General features: G+C 66.0%; 17 protein-coding genes. 5 read left to right on the top strand and 12 right to left on the bottom strand.

Features of this window, described 5'->3' with window-relative positions:
• Window positions 1–44: 44 nt before the first annotated feature.
• From KUV62_RS21110 to fliL, 7 genes are all read right to left on the bottom strand, one after another.
• A complete protein-coding gene (locus KUV62_RS21110; RefSeq protein ID WP_222605731.1) occupies window positions 45–3,098 on the bottom strand; it encodes an efflux RND transporter permease subunit in 3,054 nt (1,017 codons plus the stop codon).
• Window positions 3,099–3,108: 10 nt separating this feature from the next.
• Window positions 3,109–4,176, bottom strand: a complete 1,068-nt coding sequence (locus tag KUV62_RS21115) for an efflux RND transporter periplasmic adaptor subunit (RefSeq protein WP_222605732.1) — start codon at window positions 4,174–4,176, stop codon at window positions 3,109–3,111.
• The gene (locus KUV62_RS22840; RefSeq protein WP_222605733.1) at window positions 4,173–4,658 is read right to left on the bottom strand and encodes a MarR family winged helix-turn-helix transcriptional regulator; all 486 of its coding nucleotides are present in this window, start codon (window positions 4,656–4,658) and stop codon (window positions 4,173–4,175) included. Before KUV62_RS22840 ends, KUV62_RS21115 begins: the two co-directional genes overlap by 4 nt.
• A gap of 477 nt (window positions 4,659–5,135) precedes the next feature.
• The gene (locus tag KUV62_RS21125) at window positions 5,136–5,753 is read right to left on the bottom strand and encodes a MotE family protein (protein WP_222605734.1); all 618 of its coding nucleotides are present in this window, start codon (window positions 5,751–5,753) and stop codon (window positions 5,136–5,138) included.
• Window positions 5,754–5,759: 6 nt separating this feature from the next.
• Window positions 5,760–6,131 carry a flagellar motor switch protein gene (locus KUV62_RS21130; RefSeq protein ID WP_222605735.1) on the bottom strand — a complete coding sequence of 124 codons (372 nt, stop codon included), beginning with the start codon at window positions 6,129–6,131 and terminating at the stop codon, window positions 5,760–5,762.
• The gene (locus KUV62_RS21135) at window positions 6,115–7,056 is read right to left on the bottom strand and encodes a flagellar motor switch protein FliM (protein WP_222605736.1); all 942 of its coding nucleotides are present in this window, start codon (window positions 7,054–7,056) and stop codon (window positions 6,115–6,117) included. Before KUV62_RS21135 ends, KUV62_RS21130 begins: the two co-directional genes overlap by 17 nt.
• A complete protein-coding gene (gene fliL / locus KUV62_RS21140; protein ID WP_222605737.1) occupies window positions 7,053–7,652 on the bottom strand; it encodes a flagellar basal body-associated protein FliL in 600 nt (199 codons plus the stop codon). The genes KUV62_RS21135 and fliL overlap by 4 nt, the downstream gene beginning before the upstream one ends.
• A 148-nt stretch (window positions 7,653–7,800) precedes the next feature.
• Between fliL and fliF the strand changes: the two genes are divergently transcribed.
• From fliF to KUV62_RS21165, 5 genes are read left to right on the top strand one after another with little or no spacing between them, the layout of a single operon-like run.
• Window positions 7,801–9,483 (top strand): flagellar basal-body MS-ring/collar protein FliF, encoded by a 1,683-nt coding sequence (gene fliF / locus KUV62_RS21145; protein WP_222605738.1) that lies wholly within the window; start codon window positions 7,801–7,803, stop codon window positions 9,481–9,483.
• On the top strand, window positions 9,480–10,154 hold the full coding sequence (locus tag KUV62_RS21150) for a hypothetical protein (RefSeq protein ID WP_222605739.1): 675 nt from the start codon (window positions 9,480–9,482) through the stop codon (window positions 10,152–10,154). Before fliF ends, KUV62_RS21150 begins: the two co-directional genes overlap by 4 nt.
• Window positions 10,151–10,495 carry a FliM/FliN family flagellar motor switch protein gene (locus KUV62_RS21155; protein WP_222605740.1) on the top strand — a complete coding sequence of 115 codons (345 nt, stop codon included), beginning with the start codon at window positions 10,151–10,153 and terminating at the stop codon, window positions 10,493–10,495. The genes KUV62_RS21150 and KUV62_RS21155 overlap by 4 nt, the downstream gene beginning before the upstream one ends.
• Entirely contained in the window at window positions 10,492–11,340 is an 849-nt protein-coding gene (gene fliP / locus KUV62_RS21160) for a flagellar type III secretion system pore protein FliP (protein ID WP_222605741.1), read from the top strand. The genes KUV62_RS21155 and fliP overlap by 4 nt, the downstream gene beginning before the upstream one ends.
• A gap of 20 nt (window positions 11,341–11,360) precedes the next feature.
• Window positions 11,361–12,419, top strand: a complete 1,059-nt coding sequence (locus KUV62_RS21165) for a flagellar motor switch protein FliG (RefSeq protein WP_222605742.1) — start codon at window positions 11,361–11,363, stop codon at window positions 12,417–12,419.
• A gap of 21 nt (window positions 12,420–12,440) precedes the next feature.
• Here KUV62_RS21165 and KUV62_RS21170 read toward each other — a convergent pair whose 3' ends face one another.
• The 5 genes from KUV62_RS21170 to KUV62_RS21190 all read right to left on the bottom strand — a co-directional run bounded on the left by KUV62_RS21170 (window position 12,441) and on the right by KUV62_RS21190 (window position 16,147).
• Complete coding sequence (locus tag KUV62_RS21170; RefSeq protein ID WP_222605743.1) at window positions 12,441–13,265, bottom strand: DUF1217 domain-containing protein; 825 nt, start codon at window positions 13,263–13,265, stop codon at window positions 12,441–12,443.
• A complete protein-coding gene (locus tag KUV62_RS21175) occupies window positions 13,262–13,675 on the bottom strand; it encodes a flagellar biosynthesis repressor FlbT (protein ID WP_222605744.1) in 414 nt (137 codons plus the stop codon). The genes KUV62_RS21170 and KUV62_RS21175 overlap by 4 nt, the downstream gene beginning before the upstream one ends.
• Window positions 13,644–14,081, bottom strand: a complete 438-nt coding sequence (locus KUV62_RS21180) for a flagellar biosynthesis regulator FlaF (protein WP_222605745.1) — start codon at window positions 14,079–14,081, stop codon at window positions 13,644–13,646. Before KUV62_RS21180 ends, KUV62_RS21175 begins: the two co-directional genes overlap by 32 nt.
• A gap of 147 nt (window positions 14,082–14,228) precedes the next feature.
• Entirely contained in the window at window positions 14,229–15,143 is a 915-nt protein-coding gene (locus tag KUV62_RS21185; protein WP_222605746.1) for a flagellin, read from the bottom strand.
• A 113-nt stretch (window positions 15,144–15,256) separates the two neighbouring features.
• Window positions 15,257–16,147: a flagellin gene (locus KUV62_RS21190; protein WP_222605747.1), complete on the bottom strand. Its 891-nt coding sequence runs from the start codon at window positions 16,145–16,147 to the stop codon at window positions 15,257–15,259.
• Window positions 16,148–16,170 lie beyond the last annotated feature (23 nt).

Raw genomic sequence — 16,170 nt, forward strand, 5'->3', positions numbered from 1 at the left:
TGAGCGCCTGCGCCGGAAGAGGAGCCCTCCCGGCGCAGAGCGGATCACGACGCGGGCTGTACCGCCGCCTCGACTGCGCGGCGCTCTTCGCGGGCGAAGAAGATGTAGTAGAGCACCGGGGCGGCCACAAGCGTCAGCACCGTGGCGAAGGCCAGACCGCCCATGATCGTCACCGCCATCGAGACGAAGAACGCATCTCCCAGGAGCGGGGCCATGCCGAGGATCGTCGTCGCCGCTGCCAGCACCACCGGGCGCAGGCGCGAGGTCGAGGCGCGGATGATTGCCGGGCGCAGCGCCTGGCCCTCCTCGCGCAGCAGGTCGATCTCCTCGACCAGCACGATGCCGTTCTTGATCAGCATCCCCGACAGCGACAGCAGGCCCAGCAGCGCGGTGAAGCTGAATGGCAGGCCGGTGAGGCCGAGCCCCAGCACCACGCCGTTGACCGACATCGGGACAAGCAGCCAGATGATCAGCGGCTGTCGCAGCGCGTTGAACAGCAGGATCGAGATCAGCACCATGATCAGGAAGCTGACCGGAAGCTGCGTGCCGAGCGCCGCCTGCGCCTCGCTCGAGCTTTCGTAATCGCCGCCCCATTCGAGCTTGTAGCCCAGCGGCAGCTCCATCGCCTCGACCGCGCCGCGCACCTCTCCGAAGGCGGTGGCGGCGGTCACGCCGTCGACGATATCGGCGCCCACGGTGATGGTCAGCACCCGGTCGCGGCGGTGCACCAGCGTGTTTTCGGGGATGAACTCGAAGCCGTCGACGACCTGCTCGATCGGCACGAAGGACTCCGCCGCGCTGGAATAGATCACCTGATCCATCAGCGTCAGATCGCTGTCGGGATCCTCGCGCACAAGGATCGGGATCAGGCGCTCGCCCTCGCGATAAGTGCCCGCCTGGGCGCCGTCGGTGGCGGTGAGCAGGGTGCGGGAGATGTCGTCGCGGCTGATCCCAGCCGCCTGCGCCCGGTCGGTGGCATAGAGCGGGCGCAGCACCAGCTCCTGCTCGCGCCAGTCGGTGCGGGTGGTGGTGATCTTGTCGCTGGCTTCCTTCATGACCGCCTGCGCTTCGATGGCGAGGTTGCGCAGCACCTCCGGGTCGGGCCCGGAGAACCGCGCCGCCACCGGATCGCCGCCGCCGGGGCCGAAGACAAGCCGCTTGGTGCGCATCTCGCCCTGCGGCAGCGCCTCGGCGCCGAAGGCGTCGAGATCCGATTTCAGCTGCGGGATCTCATCCAGCGTCGCGGTACGCACGATGATGTGGCCGTAGGACGGATTGGCCTTCTCGGCCTGGTAGGTCAGCATGAACCGCGTCGCGCCCTGCCCCACGAAGGTGGTGGTGGCGACGACCTCGTCGCGCTCGGCCAGCCAGTCTTCGAGCACCCGCAGATCCTCCGAGGTCTTGGCGATCGAGGCGCCCTGCGGCAGCTTGTAATGAACGAAGAACAGCGGCGTGTTGCTGTCGGGGAAGAACTGTTGCGGCAGCTTTGCGAAGGCGTTGAAGCACACCGCCGTCAGCGCGATCAGCCCGACGACGACCAGCCAGCGCAGGCGCAGCGCAAGGTCGAGCGTGCGGCCAAAGAGGCGGAAGAAGAACCCGCCATAGGCATCGTGATCGCCCTCGTCCTTGGTCACGAAGAGCTTATTGCCGAGATAAGGCGTCACGGTGATGGCGAGGATCCAGGACAGCATCAGCGACATGCCGATGACCGCGAAAAGCGAGAACAGGAATTCGCCGGTGGCGTCGGGGCTGGTGCCGATGCCGGCAAAGGCCATGATGCCGATGACGGTGGCACCGAGCAGCGGCACCTGGGTTTTCTGCGTCGCCTCGTCGGCGGCCGCCGGGCCGCGCTTGCCGTGCAGCATCGAGACCTGCATGCCCTCGGCCACCACGATGGCGTTGTCGACCAGCATGCCCATGGCGATGATCAGCGCCCCGAGCGAGATGCGCTCCATCTCGATCGAGAACAGCGCCATGAAGAACACCGTCCCGATCACCGTCAGCAGCAGCGTCGCGCCCACCACGACGGCGGCGCGCCAGCCCATCGCCAGCGCCAGCACGATGACCACGATGGCGACCGAGGTGGCGAGGTTGAGCAGGAAGGCGTTCGACGCTTCGTCGACCACCACGTGCTGCTGGTAGATCGGGGTGATCTCGACACCGAAGGGGATGTCCTTGTCGAGCTCTGCGAGCTTGGCATCGACCCGCTCTCCGACCTCGACGATGTTCTCCGACGAGAGGCCCGCGACGCCGAGGGTGAAGGCTTCCTGCCCGTTCTGCCGGATGATCAGGTCGGGGTTGTCCTGCCGTCCGCGATAGACTTCGGCGAGGTCGATGAGGTTGATGATCTCGCCCTGCACGCCCACGGTCAGGCCGGCGATGGCCGAGACCGTGTCCTCGCCCTGCGGGCGCTGGATCACCGTGCGCGAGCCGTCGCGCTCGAGCGTTCCTGCCTGCGAGACGCTGTCGGCTTCCGAGATCGCCGAGGCCAGCGCCGAGGGCGGGATGTTCTGGTTGACCGCGCGGGCGATGTCGGGCTCGACGAAGATCGCCTCGTCGGGCAGGCCGGCGGTATCGACATCCGCCACCCCCTCGACCGCGAGCAGCTCGCGGCGCAGGAAGATTGCCAGCCGGTGCTTCTCTGCGTCGGAAAAGCCCTCGGCGGTGATGGCGTAGAACAGGCCGTAGACATCACCGAAGCTGTCGTTGACGTAGGGAATGCCGGCCCCGGAGGGCAGCCGGGCATCGCCCACGCGGTTGCGCAGGTCGGTCCAGATTTGCGGCAGCTCGGTGCCGTCATAGGTCGACTTGATCTCGACCTCGATGGTCGAGACGCCGGGGCGGTTGACCGAGGTGATGGTCTTCAGCTCGCCCATCTTCTGGATCTCGGATTCCAGCGGCTCCGAGACCTCGGTCGCCACCTGCTCGGCGGAGGCACCGGGATACTGGGTGACGATGACGGCGTTCTTGATGGTGAAGGCCGGGTCTTCGAGCCGACCGATGGAGAAGAAGCCCCAGATGCCGCCGAAGAACAGGATCAGGATCAGGATCCACGTGTAGATCGGCCGCTCGATGGAGTGGCGTGCGATGGTGGTCATGGCGCGGCCCTCACTCGCCGAAGCCGACGAAGCGGCGCGCCTTCATGCCGTCGGTGAGGTCGCTGACCCCGGCGACGACGATCTCGTCGCCCGACTGCAGCCCGTCGATCACCGCGACGCCGCCGTCATCGGTCGGCTCGACGGTGACGGGCAACCGGGTGAGCGTGCCCTCGGCCGCGCCCTTGGGATCGAAGCGGAACACGAAGGTCGAGCCGTCCGAGGCGATCTGCACCGCCGCTGCGGGGATCTCGATGCGCGGCACGCCGCGGCTCAGCTTCGCGATCACCGTCACCGAGGAGCCGGGCAACACGTCGAGCCCCTCGGGCGGGGCCATGCCGAAGGTGGCGCGGTAGGTCTGGCCGATTGCCGAGGTCTCGGCGTTGAGCTCACGCACGGTCATCTCGTAGGTCTCGGGCGAGGACGGGAAGCGTGCCAGCACGCTGACGTCGTCGGCCACGTCGGCCTTCTGGATCAGCACCTCTGGCACGTCGATCTCGACCCGGATTTCCGACATGTCGTGCAACCGCACCACCGGGGTGCCGGCGGAGATCGTGGTATAGTTCTCGACGCTGCGCGAGGCGACCAGCGCGTCGAACGGGGCATAGAGCGTGGCATCGTCGAGCGCGATCTGGGCGTTGTCGACGGCGATCCGGGTCAGGCCGGCCTGGGTCTGGGCATCGTCGAGCGTCGTCTCGCTCACCGTGCCGCCGCGCAGCCTGTCGAGGCGGTCGAGATTGCGATCGGCCTGCTCCTTCTGCAGCTGCGCCTGATCGAGAGAGAGCTCGAAGGGCCGCAGGTCGAGCTGCGCGATCAGCGCGCCTTCCTCGATGGAGCTGCCCTCGACCACAGGGAAGCGCTCGATCTGGCCGCCGACCTGAAAGGCGAGGTCGACGGTGCGCCGCGCCACCACCTTGCCGAAGAACTGGCGGGTGAGCTCCTGCGCACCGGCCTCGACCACGGCGAGCTTCACCGGGCGCAGCGAGGGTTGCGGCTCGGTCTGGGCGAGCGACGCCTGCGACGCGGCGAGGCTTATCGCCACCGCGGCGGCGGCGAGGGGGAACCGGGAGAAAATGGTCATAGGGTGAATCCCTTCGGCAGTCCGTTCTGCAGGATACGTTCGGCCACGCGGTCCATCAGCGTGGCGAGCTGGGTCATTTCGTCGGGGGTCAGGCCGGAGAGCTCGCGGAATTGCGCCACGACGCGCTCGATCAGGTCGCTTCGGGCCGCCTGCCCGGTCTCGGTCAGGCGCAGCTGCCAGGCGCGGCGATCGTCCGGGTCGCGTTCGCGCAGCACCATCGCCTTGGCCTCGAGCTGGTCGGCCACCGCCGTCACCGTCGAGGGCTGGGTGTTCAGGTCTTCGGCGAGCTGCCCCATCCGGCGCGGCACCCCGAGATGCAGCATCAGCTTGCGCTCGGGCTTGGTCAGCGCGCTGGCCACCTGGCAGTGGTCCATCTGCTCGTCGAGCGCATGCGAGAGCACGAAATGGCCAAACAGGATGCGCAGCTCCTGCGGGAGCTGGCCTCCGGACGGGTCGAGAAGGCGGTCTGCGAGAGTCGGCACGGGCGGTCCCCTTTCGGGAGGCGATTTACTTCGACAATCGAAACATTTCAAGTCTCGAAATATTATCTGAATGAAGCTGTTTCAGGAAGGAGCGCTTTCGAGAAGGCAGGCAGGGCCGCCGCGCGCCGGCAGAACCGTTGCGCGTCGAGATTGCGCCGGGCGGCGCAATGTCATGCTCTGTGTCTTGCGCGACGAAACAATCGAAGGGGAACGAGTCCGCCGAGCGGCGCAGGGACTAAGCGGATCCGCGGCGCTCAGATCAGCGGCACGAAGGGCACCCCGCAGGCCGCGAGGCCGAGGGTGGCAACGATCATCAGGATGAGGGTTGCGGGTTTCATGCTCGGTCTCCTTACCATCGCCCCGCCCTGCCGGCGCGGTCGTTCATTGCAAGGCTAACCGCCCTGCGCCGAAGGGGCCAGCCGGCATGGCCGGCGGCCCCATGGCGTGATGCGGAGAAAGGACAGCCGGTGGCCGGTGTCAGAGCTTGATGTCGTTCAGTCGCTGGTCGCCGGGCAGCTTGGAGCGCTCGAGGATGATCTGCGAGATCGCCCGCGCCCGGACCGGCGTGAGCGCCGCCAGGATCGGTGCCGCATCGCGCTCGTTCATGGTGCCGAGCACCATGACCGAGACTTCGATGTCGAGATCGTTCATGATCGCCGCCGCATCCTTGGGCTTCATATTGCGATAGAGCGCGACGAGCCGGTCGACATCCGCCGTATGCGCCGCCTTCACCTTGTCGAGCAGCGCCTCGAGCTCGGACTTGAGGTCGGCGAGCCGCTGCTGCTCGATCTCGAGCGTTTCCGCTGTCAGGTCCAGCTCGGCCTCGCGCTTGGCGTGCTGCTCCTTCTGCGCCTCGAGCAGCTCGCGCTCCTGTTGGATCGAGGCCAGCAGCTCTTCCGGCGCCTCGCAGACCTGCGGCTCGGGCGTCCTGGTCGGCATGTCGGCATCGCTGGCGGCGGCGGAAGCCGCGCTGACGAAGGGCGTGTTGTCCTCAGTTCCGGCCGAGGAGAAGCCGGGCTCATCCATCAGCGTGACACCGATCTTGGCCACCACCGCGAGGGCGAGGCCGGCGAGAACGAAGGTGATCGGACGCATACGGGATCAGGCCTCGCGCTGCCGGACGGTTTCGAAGAAGCCGCGTACCAGCTCGGACTTGCCCGAGGCCTTGGTCGCACCGGTCGGGCGCGCGGGGCGCTCGCGGGTGGTGCGGAAGGAGGGCTCGGCGCGGGTCATTTCAGGCTCACGCTCACGCTCGCGCTGGGGGCGCGCCTTGGGCTCGGCCTGCTGGCCCAGCGAGCGCAGCACCGAGACCGTGCTTTCGCTGCGGTCGACCGCTTCGGAGAAGTTGCCGATCATCGGCTCCATCTCGCGCAGGACCCGCATCAGGCTGCGCACGCGCCGATCGACGACCCAAGCATAAGTCAGGGTACCCACAAGCAACACAAGAATAGCGATATCAATCACGAAGGTCATCGGGGGAGTCCTTTTCTTCGTAGAGCTTTTCCGAGAGTTTCAGCGCAATCCGGCCATTCTTGCGATGGCCGACCTCGGCGCGCGCGATTTCCTTGCCGGCACAGCAGAGCGTCACCGGGTCGTCGGTCTGGATGCCGAGGTCGAGCACTTGGCCCGGGGCCCAGGCCAGCACGTCGCGCATCGGCAGCACCGCCTGTCCCATCACCGCCGACATCGGCACGTTGGTGTGGCCCAGCATGTCGGTCATCTTGAGGCGCCAGCCGCTGTCGCCGCCGAGCTGGCCGCCGGTAAACTGCTGCGACAGGATGTGGCTGACCTTCTCGAACGCGGTGTTCGGCAGGACGAAGACCATCTCCCCCTCACGGCCCTCGATATCGATGGTCAGCCGTGCCCGCACGCAGGCGCTGGCCGGCGGCGCCAGCAGCAGCGCCTTGGGGTTGGTCTCGAGATGGCTGATATCGAACGTCACGGGCGTGACCTTGGCGAAGGCGTTCGACAGGTCGCGCAGCACGGTTGCCGCGAAGTTCTCGCCGATGCGCTTCTCGATACTGGTGAAGTTGCGCGTCTTCTTCTCGCCGGTGGCGACGGTGCGGCCGCCGAAGGTGATCTCGATGATGCCGAACAGCAGCTCCGGCGTCATGATCGCGGCGATAGTGCCGTTCCACTCCTCCGCGGTGGTGACCGAGATCAGCGAGGGGTCGGTCTGATCCTTGAGCGCATCCTGGCAGCTGAGATAGTCGATGCCGCCGAGACTGACCTCGGCCATGGCGCCGAGATAGCTCTTCAGGGTCTGGGCCAGCGACAGCGAGAAGCGGTCGAACACCACTTCGAGCATCGGCAGGCGGGCGTAGGACAGCCGCGCCCGTTCGACGATCAGCTCCTCGACGGCGCGGGTGTCGGGGGTGAGGGTCCGTGCCGTGCTCATTGTACGATCAGGTCCGCGATGAGGAATTCCTGCGGCGCGTCGCTATCCGAGATGGCACGGGCGCGGCGCAGCAGCTCGGATTTGAGCCGCACCAGCCCGATCGAGCCCTGCAGGTCGTTTTCGTTCAGCTGCCGCAGGTATTCCTGGAAGCTGTCGCGCAGGAAGAGCTTGCGGCTCTCGATGTTCTCGGCGCCCGAGACGCGTGTGTCATAGGCCAGGGCAAGGTTGAGCTTGAGGAAGCGCGTCGTCTGGCGGCCGGTGGCGGTGGTCGCCGTGATGTTGACGATGATCTCCTGGAACGGCGTCACCACGATGTGCTCGCCCGGAAGCCCCGCCGGGGTCGCAGGGGACGCGCCGTGACCATCCCCGCCCGCATCGGCGGCAACGTCTTCGGCATGATCATCCTCGGCGGCAGCCATCTCGTCTTCCGTGCCACCGCCCAGCCCGACCATCTGCATTGCGCGCTGCGGACCGACCGCCGCGACGAAGCCGCCCGCAAGGGCCACAACGCACAGCAAAAGCAGCGCCACGATGCGCAGCAGCTTCTTCTTTTTCGGCGTTTCCGCGTCCTGGGAGGTCCCGGTTGAGTCGGCCATCGCCCCTGTTCTTCGAAGTTGTTCTAATCTTGCACCACAATGCGCAGAAAGGCTGCTCTAAGCAAGTATAAAAGGTGAGCTAGTTCTTGCCGGTCAAGAATAATTATGGTTATCCTTGGGAAAGACAGGGGAATAGGCAGAACTTCGCGTGCAGGGCATCTTAGACAATCTGAAATCGTTGGGCTGGAAGCGTCTGACGGTCCTTGGCGGGGCCGGCGTGGCGATGGTTTTCGCCATGTTCTTCGGGCTTTCCGCGGTGACGACGCCGGATTATGTGTCGCTCTACCGTGACCTCTCTCCCGCAGAGGCGGGGCGCATGGTCGAATCGCTGGAGCAGGCCGGAATTCGCTCGCGCACCGACATGGCGGGCACCGCGGTCAGCGTTCCGGGCGAGGATATGGCCCGCGCCCGCATGCTGCTGGCTGGTGCCGGGCTTCCCAATGACGGCACCCCGGGCTGGGAAATCTTCGACGAGGCCAGCGGGCTCGGCATGAACACCTTCATGCAGCGGGTCAACCGCGCCCGCGCGATGGAAGGCGAGCTGGCCCGCTCGATCCAGACCATCGACGGCGTCGAGGCTGCCCGCGTCCACCTCGTCCTGCCCGAGCGCGAGCCGTTCTCGCGCGAACGCCCTCGCCCCTCGGCCTCCGTCATCGTGCGCGGCTCGCGCCAGATCGGCATGCGGCAGGCCCGCGCCATCCGCTCGCTGGTCGCCTCGGCGGTGCCGGATCTGGCGCCCGCGCAGGTCACCGTGCTCTCGGCCACCGGCGAGACCATCCTTGCCGAAGATGGCGAGGCCGGCAGCGAAGCCTCGCTGCAATCCGCCCGTGCCCAGATCGAGGACCGGCTCGGCCAGCGCATCGCCCAGATCCTCAGCGCCCGCGTCGGCGCCGGCAACGCCCGGGTGCAGGTCAGCGTCGATCTCACCACCGAGCGGCAGGTGGTGCGCGAACAGACCTACGACCCCGAGCAGCGCGTGGTGCGCTCGACCGAGACCCGCGAGGAAACCCGCGAGGACCAGTCGGCCGCGCGTGGCGAGGTCGGCGTTGCCGATGACATTCCCGCGGCGCTGGCGGCCGACGTTCCCGGCGGCAACCGCAACACTGCCAACAGCACCAACGAGATCGTCAATTACGAGATCGGGGGCACCTCCTCGGAGACGGTGCGCGAGCCCGGCGACATCGAGAAGGTCTCGGTCGCGGTTCTGGTCAACGGCATCTACAACGTCCAGGACGGCGGCGCGGTGGAATACGAGGAGCGCAGCCAGGAAGAGCTGCAGCGCCTCGAGGCACTGGTGCAGAGCGCCATCGGCTTCGACGAGGGGCGCGGCGACAGCGTCGAGGTGGTGAGCCTGCGCTTCATGGATTACTCGATGGATGTCGGCGAGCCGGTGTCGCGCAGCTTCGCCCAGACCCTGAGCGAGAACACCGGCACCATCCTGCGCGGCGTTTTCGCGCTGGCGTTGGTTGCGGCGGTGCTGGCGCTCGGCGTTCGTCCGGCTCTGAACCGGGTGTTCGACCAGCCGGCCCTGGCCGATGGCAGCGGTGCCGAACTGCCCGGCCTGCCGCCCACCGGCAACCTGCCTGCCACCAGCAGCGGCAACACCGCCTCCGCATCGAACGCCGCCGCCGGGAACGAGCAACCGGTCTACCAGACCGGCACGGTGCTCGATCCGCTGCCCCCCGGCGCCGACGAGATGGTCGAGCTGGCCGCGGTCCAGGGTGGCGTGCCGCGTGGGCTGATCAACACCGTGAGCGAGCTGATCGAGCGCGAGCCCGAGGGCGCCATCACCGTGGTCCGCTCGTGGCTGGCTGAAGGACCGAACGCATGAGCTTTGTCTTCGACCGCAATTTCGACGCCGAGTTCGATGCCGCGCGCCGCGGCGAGGAGCCGGTGATCGGCGCGGTGTTCACCCGCGCGCAATTCGAAGAGGCCGTCGCCAATGCCCGGCGCGAAGGCTTCGAGGCCGGCATCGCGCAAGGCCAGACCGACACGCTGCAGGCGACGCAGGCCTCGGCCAGCCAGCGCCAGCTGTCGGCGCTCGAGGCGGTGACCCCGGCCCTGCGCGCGCTGATCGACGATGCCGACCGGCACCATGCGACGCTCGAGGCCCAGATGGTGGGCTTCGTGCTCGAGGTGTTCCGGCAGCTCGCCCCCGACGTCTCCGCCGCGCTCGCCAAGGGGCAGGCCGAGCGCGAGGCGAAAGGCGCCGTGCGCATGGCGCTTGGCTCGGCGGTGCTGCGGATCTGGTTTGCCCCGGAGGCGGTCGAGACCTCGGGCGCCGAGGTGCAGCACGCGGCGCGGCTTGCCGGGCTTGGCGGGCGCATCGACATCAAGCCGGATCCCGATCTCGGGCCCGGTGACGTGCGTGCCGAGTGGGATCACGGCGTGATGGCCTACAGCTTCAAGGAAATCTGCACCCGCATCCTGTCCTCGCTGGGACAGACGCGGGAAGAGATCGAGCAACGCCTCGAACAGGACAGGCAGGAGAGCAGGACATGAGCGAAGAGCTCGGAGACGACGTACAGGACACCGTGGTGCAGGCCGTGGCCGAGGAGGCTGCCGCCGAGGAAGCCAGCAAGGGCGGCGCCAATACCATCGACGCGATGCTCAATGTGGGGCTGAATGTCCAGATCGTTCTGGGCCAGACCCGGATGCCGATCGCACAGCTTCTCAAGCTCAGCCGCGGCTCGATCATCGAGCTCGACAAGAGCATCGGCCAGCCGGTCGAGGTCGTGATCAACGACCGACTCGTGGCGCGCGGCGATCTGGTGAAGCTCGAGGATGACCGGCTTGGCGTCTCGCTGATCGAGATCGTCAAGGATTACGTGTCCGAGAAATGATCCGGTGCGGCGGCCTCTCCAGAGCGGTCCTTCTCTGCCTGCTGGCAGCGGGGCTGTGCGGGCTGGCCGCCACGCAAGTGCAGGCACAATCGGCGGGCTCGGACCTCTTGGGCGCCATCGGCGACGCGCTGAGCTCGGCCCCCTCGGGCTCGGACGAGCGCGCCACGCTCTCGGGCCGCATCATCCAGCTGATCGCTGCGATGACGGTGCTGTCGCTGGCGCCGGGGCTTCTGGTCATCATGACCAGCTTCACCCGTTTCGTGATCGTGTTCTCGATGCTGCGCTCGGCGCTCGGCTTGAACCAGTCGCCGCCCAACATGGTGCTGACCTCGATGGCGCTGTTCATGACCTTCTTCGTCATGCAGCCGGTCTTCGAGGATGCCTGGGAAGGTGGCGTCCAGCCGCTGATGACCAACGCGATCACCGAGGAACAGGCGCTGATGCGGATCGGCGAGCCGTTCAAGCTGTTCATGTTCGCCAACACGCGCGAGAAGGATCTGGCGCTATTCCGCGATATCGCCGCGCGCAGCGAAGGCAGCCTGCCTCCCGACGAGAGCGCGCCCGCGCCACAGAGCGCCGAGGATGTGGGCTGGCGCGAGCTGGTGCCGGCCTTCATGATCTCGGAGCTGCGCCGCGCCTTCTCGATCGGCTTCCTGATCTACCTGCCGTTTCTCGTCATCGACCTGATCGTCGCCTCGGTGCTGATGAGCGCCGGCATGATGATGCTGCCGCCGGTGCTGATATCGCTGCCGTTCAAGGTGATCTTTTTCGTCCTCATCGACGGCTGGTACATGCTGGCCGGGTCTCTCATGGAAAGCTATCTCCCGCTGGCTGGCGGCGGGTAGCGTAAGGAAGGGTGCAGGCTATGGCCGTTGCTGACATCAAGCGCACGACAACCTCGGGCTCGGCAAAACCGGCGCGTCGCCCGAAGAAGCTGACCGGGCCGCAGAAGGCGGCGGTGCTGTTCCTGTCGCTGGGCGAGAAGCGCGGCTCGGCATTGCTGCAGCAGCTCGACGACGACGAGATCCAGCAGATGACCCGGGCGATGTCGGGGCTGGGTTCGATCTCGTCCGAGACCGTCGAGCAGGTGCTGACCGATTTCGTGCAGGACATCACCAATGGCGGCGGCGTCGTCGGCTCCTTCGCGGCGGCGGAGAACCTGCTGCGCTCGCTGATGCCCGGCGACAAGGTCGACGGCATCCTCAAGGACATTCGCGGCCCGCTCAAGGAGCGCGACCTCTGGGCGCGGTTCAACACCCTGTCGGAAAACGTCATCGCCAACTACCTCAAGGGCGAGCACGAGCAGACCATCGCGGCGATCCTGTCCAACGTGAACACCGACGTGGCCGCCAAGGTGCTGCCGATCCTCGGGCCGGAGAAGATGCACAACGTCGTCGAGCGGATGATCCGCATGGAGGCGGTGCCGCATCACATGATGCAGCAGATCGAAGAATCGCTGCAGGCCGACATCATGAATGCCGGCGCGCAGCCGACCACCGCCGAGCAGCACCAGCGCATGGCCGACCTGTTCAACAAGCTCGACCGCAACGCCTTCGACAACATGGCGCCCGAGCTCGAGGAGAAGATCCCCGACACGTTCAATGCCATCCGCGCCAAGATGTTCACCTTCGAGGATCTCGCCAAGATGGAGGCGATGGATCTCGCCAAGATCATGCGCGGCGTGCCGGGCAACACCCTGCCCACGGCGCTGCGCGGCGCGACCGACAATGCCCGCGAGGCCTTCCTAAACGCGCTGCCGGCGCGCTCGCGCGACATGCTGACCGAGGAGATGGAGAGCATGGGGCCGGTGCGCCGCCGCGACGTCAACGCGGCACAGGCCTTGATGCTCGACTACGCCCGTCAGCTCGCCGACGACGACCAGGTGCGCCTGCCGTTCGGCGAGGATGACGAGGATATCTTCTGAGCTGAGGGTTGCCCGGGGGCCTCAGCGGAGCTTGTAGCCGCTGAAGCCCTGGATCGCCTGGATGTCGATGACGGCGGGGATGTAATTGCCGGCCGAGGCGTTGAGCGCGCCGCTCAGCAGCGTCACCGCGCCGTCATTCTCCAGCGCCGGATTCGAGATCGCGTCGCTCAGGGCGACGTATCGCTTCACCAGATCCTCGACCACCTCCGGATCCGACAGCGTCTCGAGGTCGAGGCGTTCGTTGATCACGTCGGCCTGCCGGTCGATATCGATGCCGGCCATCGCCTCGGGCAGGCCGAAGGCAGTGCGGAAGAATTCCGACAGGTCGGTATCGCGAAGGATGTCATAGGCCGAGGAGATGCTCGAAGCCTTGCGGCGGAACTCGAGCACGGTGCCGAGCGTCTCGTTCTCGTCGGCCTTGCCATTGACCCATTGCGTGTCGACGTATTTGTCGACCATCGCGGTCTTCCAGCTGGCGTCGATGGTGTTGAGATTGCTCTCGCCATCGGCGCTGAAGCCCATCGCGCGGTGGAAATCCGTGAACCGCGAGTCGGTCAGCCGGTTCACCAGCGACGTGCGGTCGTCGATGTCGCTCTTGAGGATCTTCTCCATCATCGCCTTGCCGAAGATCTGGTCCTCGAGATCGTAGGCCTTCATGACGAAGCTGTAGAGGCGGTAATCGTCGGTCAGATCCTCGACGCTCTCGACCGAACCGATATTCTCCAGGAAATACTCGATCTCCCGCGCGTGCTGCGGCTGATCTCGCAGCAGCGCCTGATCCTTCTCCTCGGTGGCGTTGACCAGTCGCAGCGCCACCGAAGTCGACATCCCCGAGATCGAGATCATGCGTTTTCTTCCTCTTTCGCCACGAGCGCGCCAAACACCTCTTCCTCGCGCTTCATCAGCGGCCTGAGATCGCGCAGCGCGGTGAAATACTCGCCGCGGCTGACATTGTTGGCCGCCTCGAACACGTGCGGGCGCAGCTCGCTGCCGAACACCGTGGCCAGCTCGGCCAGACGGATCTGGATGTCGGTGACCAGCTTGTCACGCCGCTCGGGCATGATCAGTGCATTCTGGATCAGAAAATACACAATCCGGACGGGCGTCGAGGCCGCATCCGGTTTCAGCAGGTCGGTTTCGCGCACGATGTCGGCGCGGGTTTCAACGGTGATCGTCGACTTGCGGCCGCCATTGCGCATCATGCAGCCGTTGACGACGAACCGTTCAAACGGCTTGAGCGTGAGATTGAGTGCCATGATGCTCCACTGCTGCCGGTGCGGGGCGGGTTCCGGTGAGACCGCCGAGGATGTTCTGGTTCACGTCGATCAGTGCCGGCAGGCCTTCGCCGCCACCGATCACCTCTTCGCAGGTCCGGTCGACCCAGAGGGAAATCGAGATCAGGTTGGCGCGCAGGGCCGGCGGCAGCGCATTGCTGTCATCCGCGAGGTCGCTGCGCAGACGGCGCCACAGCTCGCGGTTCTGCGAGACCGCGTCGCGCAGCCCATGCGACAGCACCGCCATGCGGGAAAACTTGTCACGCGCCGCAAGCCAGTTCGGCCGGTGCTGGTCCATGCTGCCCGTGATGCGGGCAAACACACGTGCTTCGATCTGCTTGGGAGAAGCGCTTTCGCGGATGGTGCTCTTGTATGCCGAGATGCTCATTCCATTACTGCCTTTGCTCCCCCGGCTCTGTGCGGGGTGTGTCGTCGTCCGGGCCCGGTTGCTCCGATGCTCCGGCGGGGGATGGCGGGCGCCCGTGGGCGCCCACCGATTGTCACGTCATCCGGGAGCCGTGGCCCCCGGGATGGATTAGCGGAACAGCGACAAGATGTTCTGCGGCGCCGAATTGGCGATCGACAGCGACTGCGTCGCCAGCTGCTGTTGCACCTGAAGCGCCTGCAGACGGGCGGCTTCTTCTTCCATGTTCGCATCGACCATCGCCGAAACGCCGACCTCGATGCGGTCGGTCAGCTCGCCGAGGAAGGTCTGCTGGGTTTCGATGGCCTTTTCCGACACGCCGAGGCTGGTGGCCTGGCCGGTCAGCTTGCCCAGGATGGTGTCGGCCGCGGTCAGCGCGCCTTCAAGCAGGGCCTGGGTGTTGAGCGTGGTGCCGGTCTTCATGTCTGCCGCGATGGCGGTCAGGCTGCCGGTACCGGTGGTGGTGCCGTCATCGACATAGAGCTCAAGATCGAGGATCGCGAAATCCTGGGTCGTCGTGGCCAGGGTCGCGCCGGTCCGGCTGATGCCGGTGGTCACGGTCTTGGTCCCTGCAACGTCCACCGCAAGTGCGGAGCCGTTGATCGCGGTGGTACCGGCGGTGCTGATCAGGTTCTCGCCGTTGAAGGAGGACTGGCTGATGGTGGTTTCCATCTGTGCCACCAGTGCCTCGAGTTCCTCGCCGACGGCAACCTGGTCGACACCCTCTTCCTGGGCGAAGGCCAGACGGTCAACGAACTGCTGGGTGAGGTCCACGAGGGTCTCGGCGCCGAGACGCGCGGTCGAAACCGAGCTCTTCGCCAGCGTCATCGCCTCGTTGATGCCGCCATACATGCCCTTTTCCGAGTTCATCGTGGTCGAGATCTGGAAGTAGGAGGCGTTGTCCTTGCCGGACTCGACCTTGAGGCCGGTGGAAATGCGGCTCTGCGTCGTCTCGAGGTTCGAGTTGATCTGACGCAGGGTCGAGAGCGCGTTCATCGCGCTTGCATTGGTATTAATTGAAGACATTGATACTGCTCCGAATTCTATCGTTAAAGCCCGTCATTCTGACGGGAACTCTTAATCATGCGGACTGACCCGCCAACCCGGGCGTGCCGGGCTGGCGGGTCAAAGCTTCCAAATTAGCGGAAGAGCGAAAGGATGTTCTGCGGTGCCGAGTTGGCGATCGACAGCGACTGGGTTGCCAGCTGCTGCTGAACCTGGAGTGCCTGCAGACGGGCAGCTTCTTCTTCCATGTCAGCGTCGACCATGGCCGAAACGCCGACTTCGATGCGGTCGGTCAGCTCGCCAAGGAAGGTCTGCTGGGTCTCGATGGCCTTCTCCGCAACACCGAGGCTGGTGGCCTGTTCGGTGATGGTGGTGAGGAAGGCGTCGGCCGCGATCAGCGAGGTCTGCAGGTCGGTCGCGTAGGCCTCGCCCGACACGGATGCCGCGATGTCGGCCAGCGAGGCGTCCGAACCAGAGGCACCGGCTGCAAGACCGACCGGGGTCTCGAGATCGACCATGGTGAAGTCTTGGCTGGTGGTGGTCAGCGTGCCGCCCGAACGGCTGATACCGGTGGTGATGGTCTTGGTGCCGGGCACCGTCAGACCGGTCACGCCGGCGTTGCTGATCAGGTTCTCGCCGTTGAACGACGACTGGCTGATCGTGGTCTGCATCTGCTGGACGAGGGCTTCGAGTTCCTTACCGACAGCGGCCTGGTCGACACCTTCTTCCTGGGCGAATGCCAGGCGGTCGACGAACTGCTGGGTCAGGTCCACGAGGGTTTCGGCACCGAGACGCGCGGTCGAGACCGAGCTCTTGGCGAGCGTCATGCTCTCGTTGATGCCCGCATACATCCCCTTTTCCGAGTTCATCGTGGTCGAGATCTGGAAGTAGGAGGCGTTGTCCTTGCCGGACTCGACTTTGAGGCCGGTGGAGATGCGGCTCTGCGTGTTCTCGAGGCTCGAGTTGATCTGACGCAGAGTCGACAGCGCGTTCATCGCGCTGGCGTTGGTATTGATAGAAGACATTATTTTCTGCTCCGATTTCTATC

This window comes from Salipiger bermudensis (genome assembly GCF_019801965.1).
GTDB classification, from domain to species: domain Bacteria; phylum Pseudomonadota; class Alphaproteobacteria; order Rhodobacterales; family Rhodobacteraceae; genus Salipiger; species Salipiger bermudensis_A.

Bases quoted from the DNA above. Each gene is read 5' to 3' on its own strand.
- KUV62_RS21110 (WP_222605731.1), bottom strand. From the start codon at position 3,098: ATGACCACCATCGCACGCCACTCCATCGAGCGGCCGATCTACACGTGG.
- KUV62_RS21115 (WP_222605732.1), bottom strand. From the start codon at position 4,176: ATGACCATTTTCTCCCGGTTCCCCCTCGCCGCCGCCGCGGTGGCGATA.
- KUV62_RS21125 (WP_222605734.1), bottom strand. From the start codon at position 5,753: ATGCGTCCGATCACCTTCGTTCTCGCCGGCCTCGCCCTCGCGGTGGTG.
- KUV62_RS21130 (WP_222605735.1), bottom strand. From the start codon at position 6,131: ATGACCTTCGTGATTGATATCGCTATTCTTGTGTTGCTTGTGGGTACC.
- KUV62_RS21135 (WP_222605736.1), bottom strand. From the start codon at position 7,056: ATGAGCACGGCACGGACCCTCACCCCCGACACCCGCGCCGTCGAGGAG.
- fliL (WP_222605737.1), bottom strand. From the start codon at position 7,652: ATGGCCGACTCAACCGGGACCTCCCAGGACGCGGAAACGCCGAAAAAG.
- KUV62_RS21150 (WP_222605739.1), top strand. From the start codon at position 9,480: ATGAGCTTTGTCTTCGACCGCAATTTCGACGCCGAGTTCGATGCCGCG.
- KUV62_RS21155 (WP_222605740.1), top strand. From the start codon at position 10,151: ATGAGCGAAGAGCTCGGAGACGACGTACAGGACACCGTGGTGCAGGCC.
- fliP (WP_222605741.1), top strand. From the start codon at position 10,492: ATGATCCGGTGCGGCGGCCTCTCCAGAGCGGTCCTTCTCTGCCTGCTG.
- KUV62_RS21165 (WP_222605742.1), top strand. From the start codon at position 11,361: ATGGCCGTTGCTGACATCAAGCGCACGACAACCTCGGGCTCGGCAAAA.
- KUV62_RS21170 (WP_222605743.1), bottom strand. From the start codon at position 13,265: ATGATCTCGATCTCGGGGATGTCGACTTCGGTGGCGCTGCGACTGGTC.
- KUV62_RS21175 (WP_222605744.1), bottom strand. From the start codon at position 13,675: ATGGCACTCAATCTCACGCTCAAGCCGTTTGAACGGTTCGTCGTCAAC.
- KUV62_RS21180 (WP_222605745.1), bottom strand. From the start codon at position 14,081: ATGAGCATCTCGGCATACAAGAGCACCATCCGCGAAAGCGCTTCTCCC.
- KUV62_RS21185 (WP_222605746.1), bottom strand. From the start codon at position 15,143: ATGTCTTCAATTAATACCAATGCAAGCGCGATGAACGCGCTCTCGACC.
- KUV62_RS21190 (WP_222605747.1), bottom strand. From the start codon at position 16,147: ATGTCTTCTATCAATACCAACGCCAGCGCGATGAACGCGCTGTCGACT.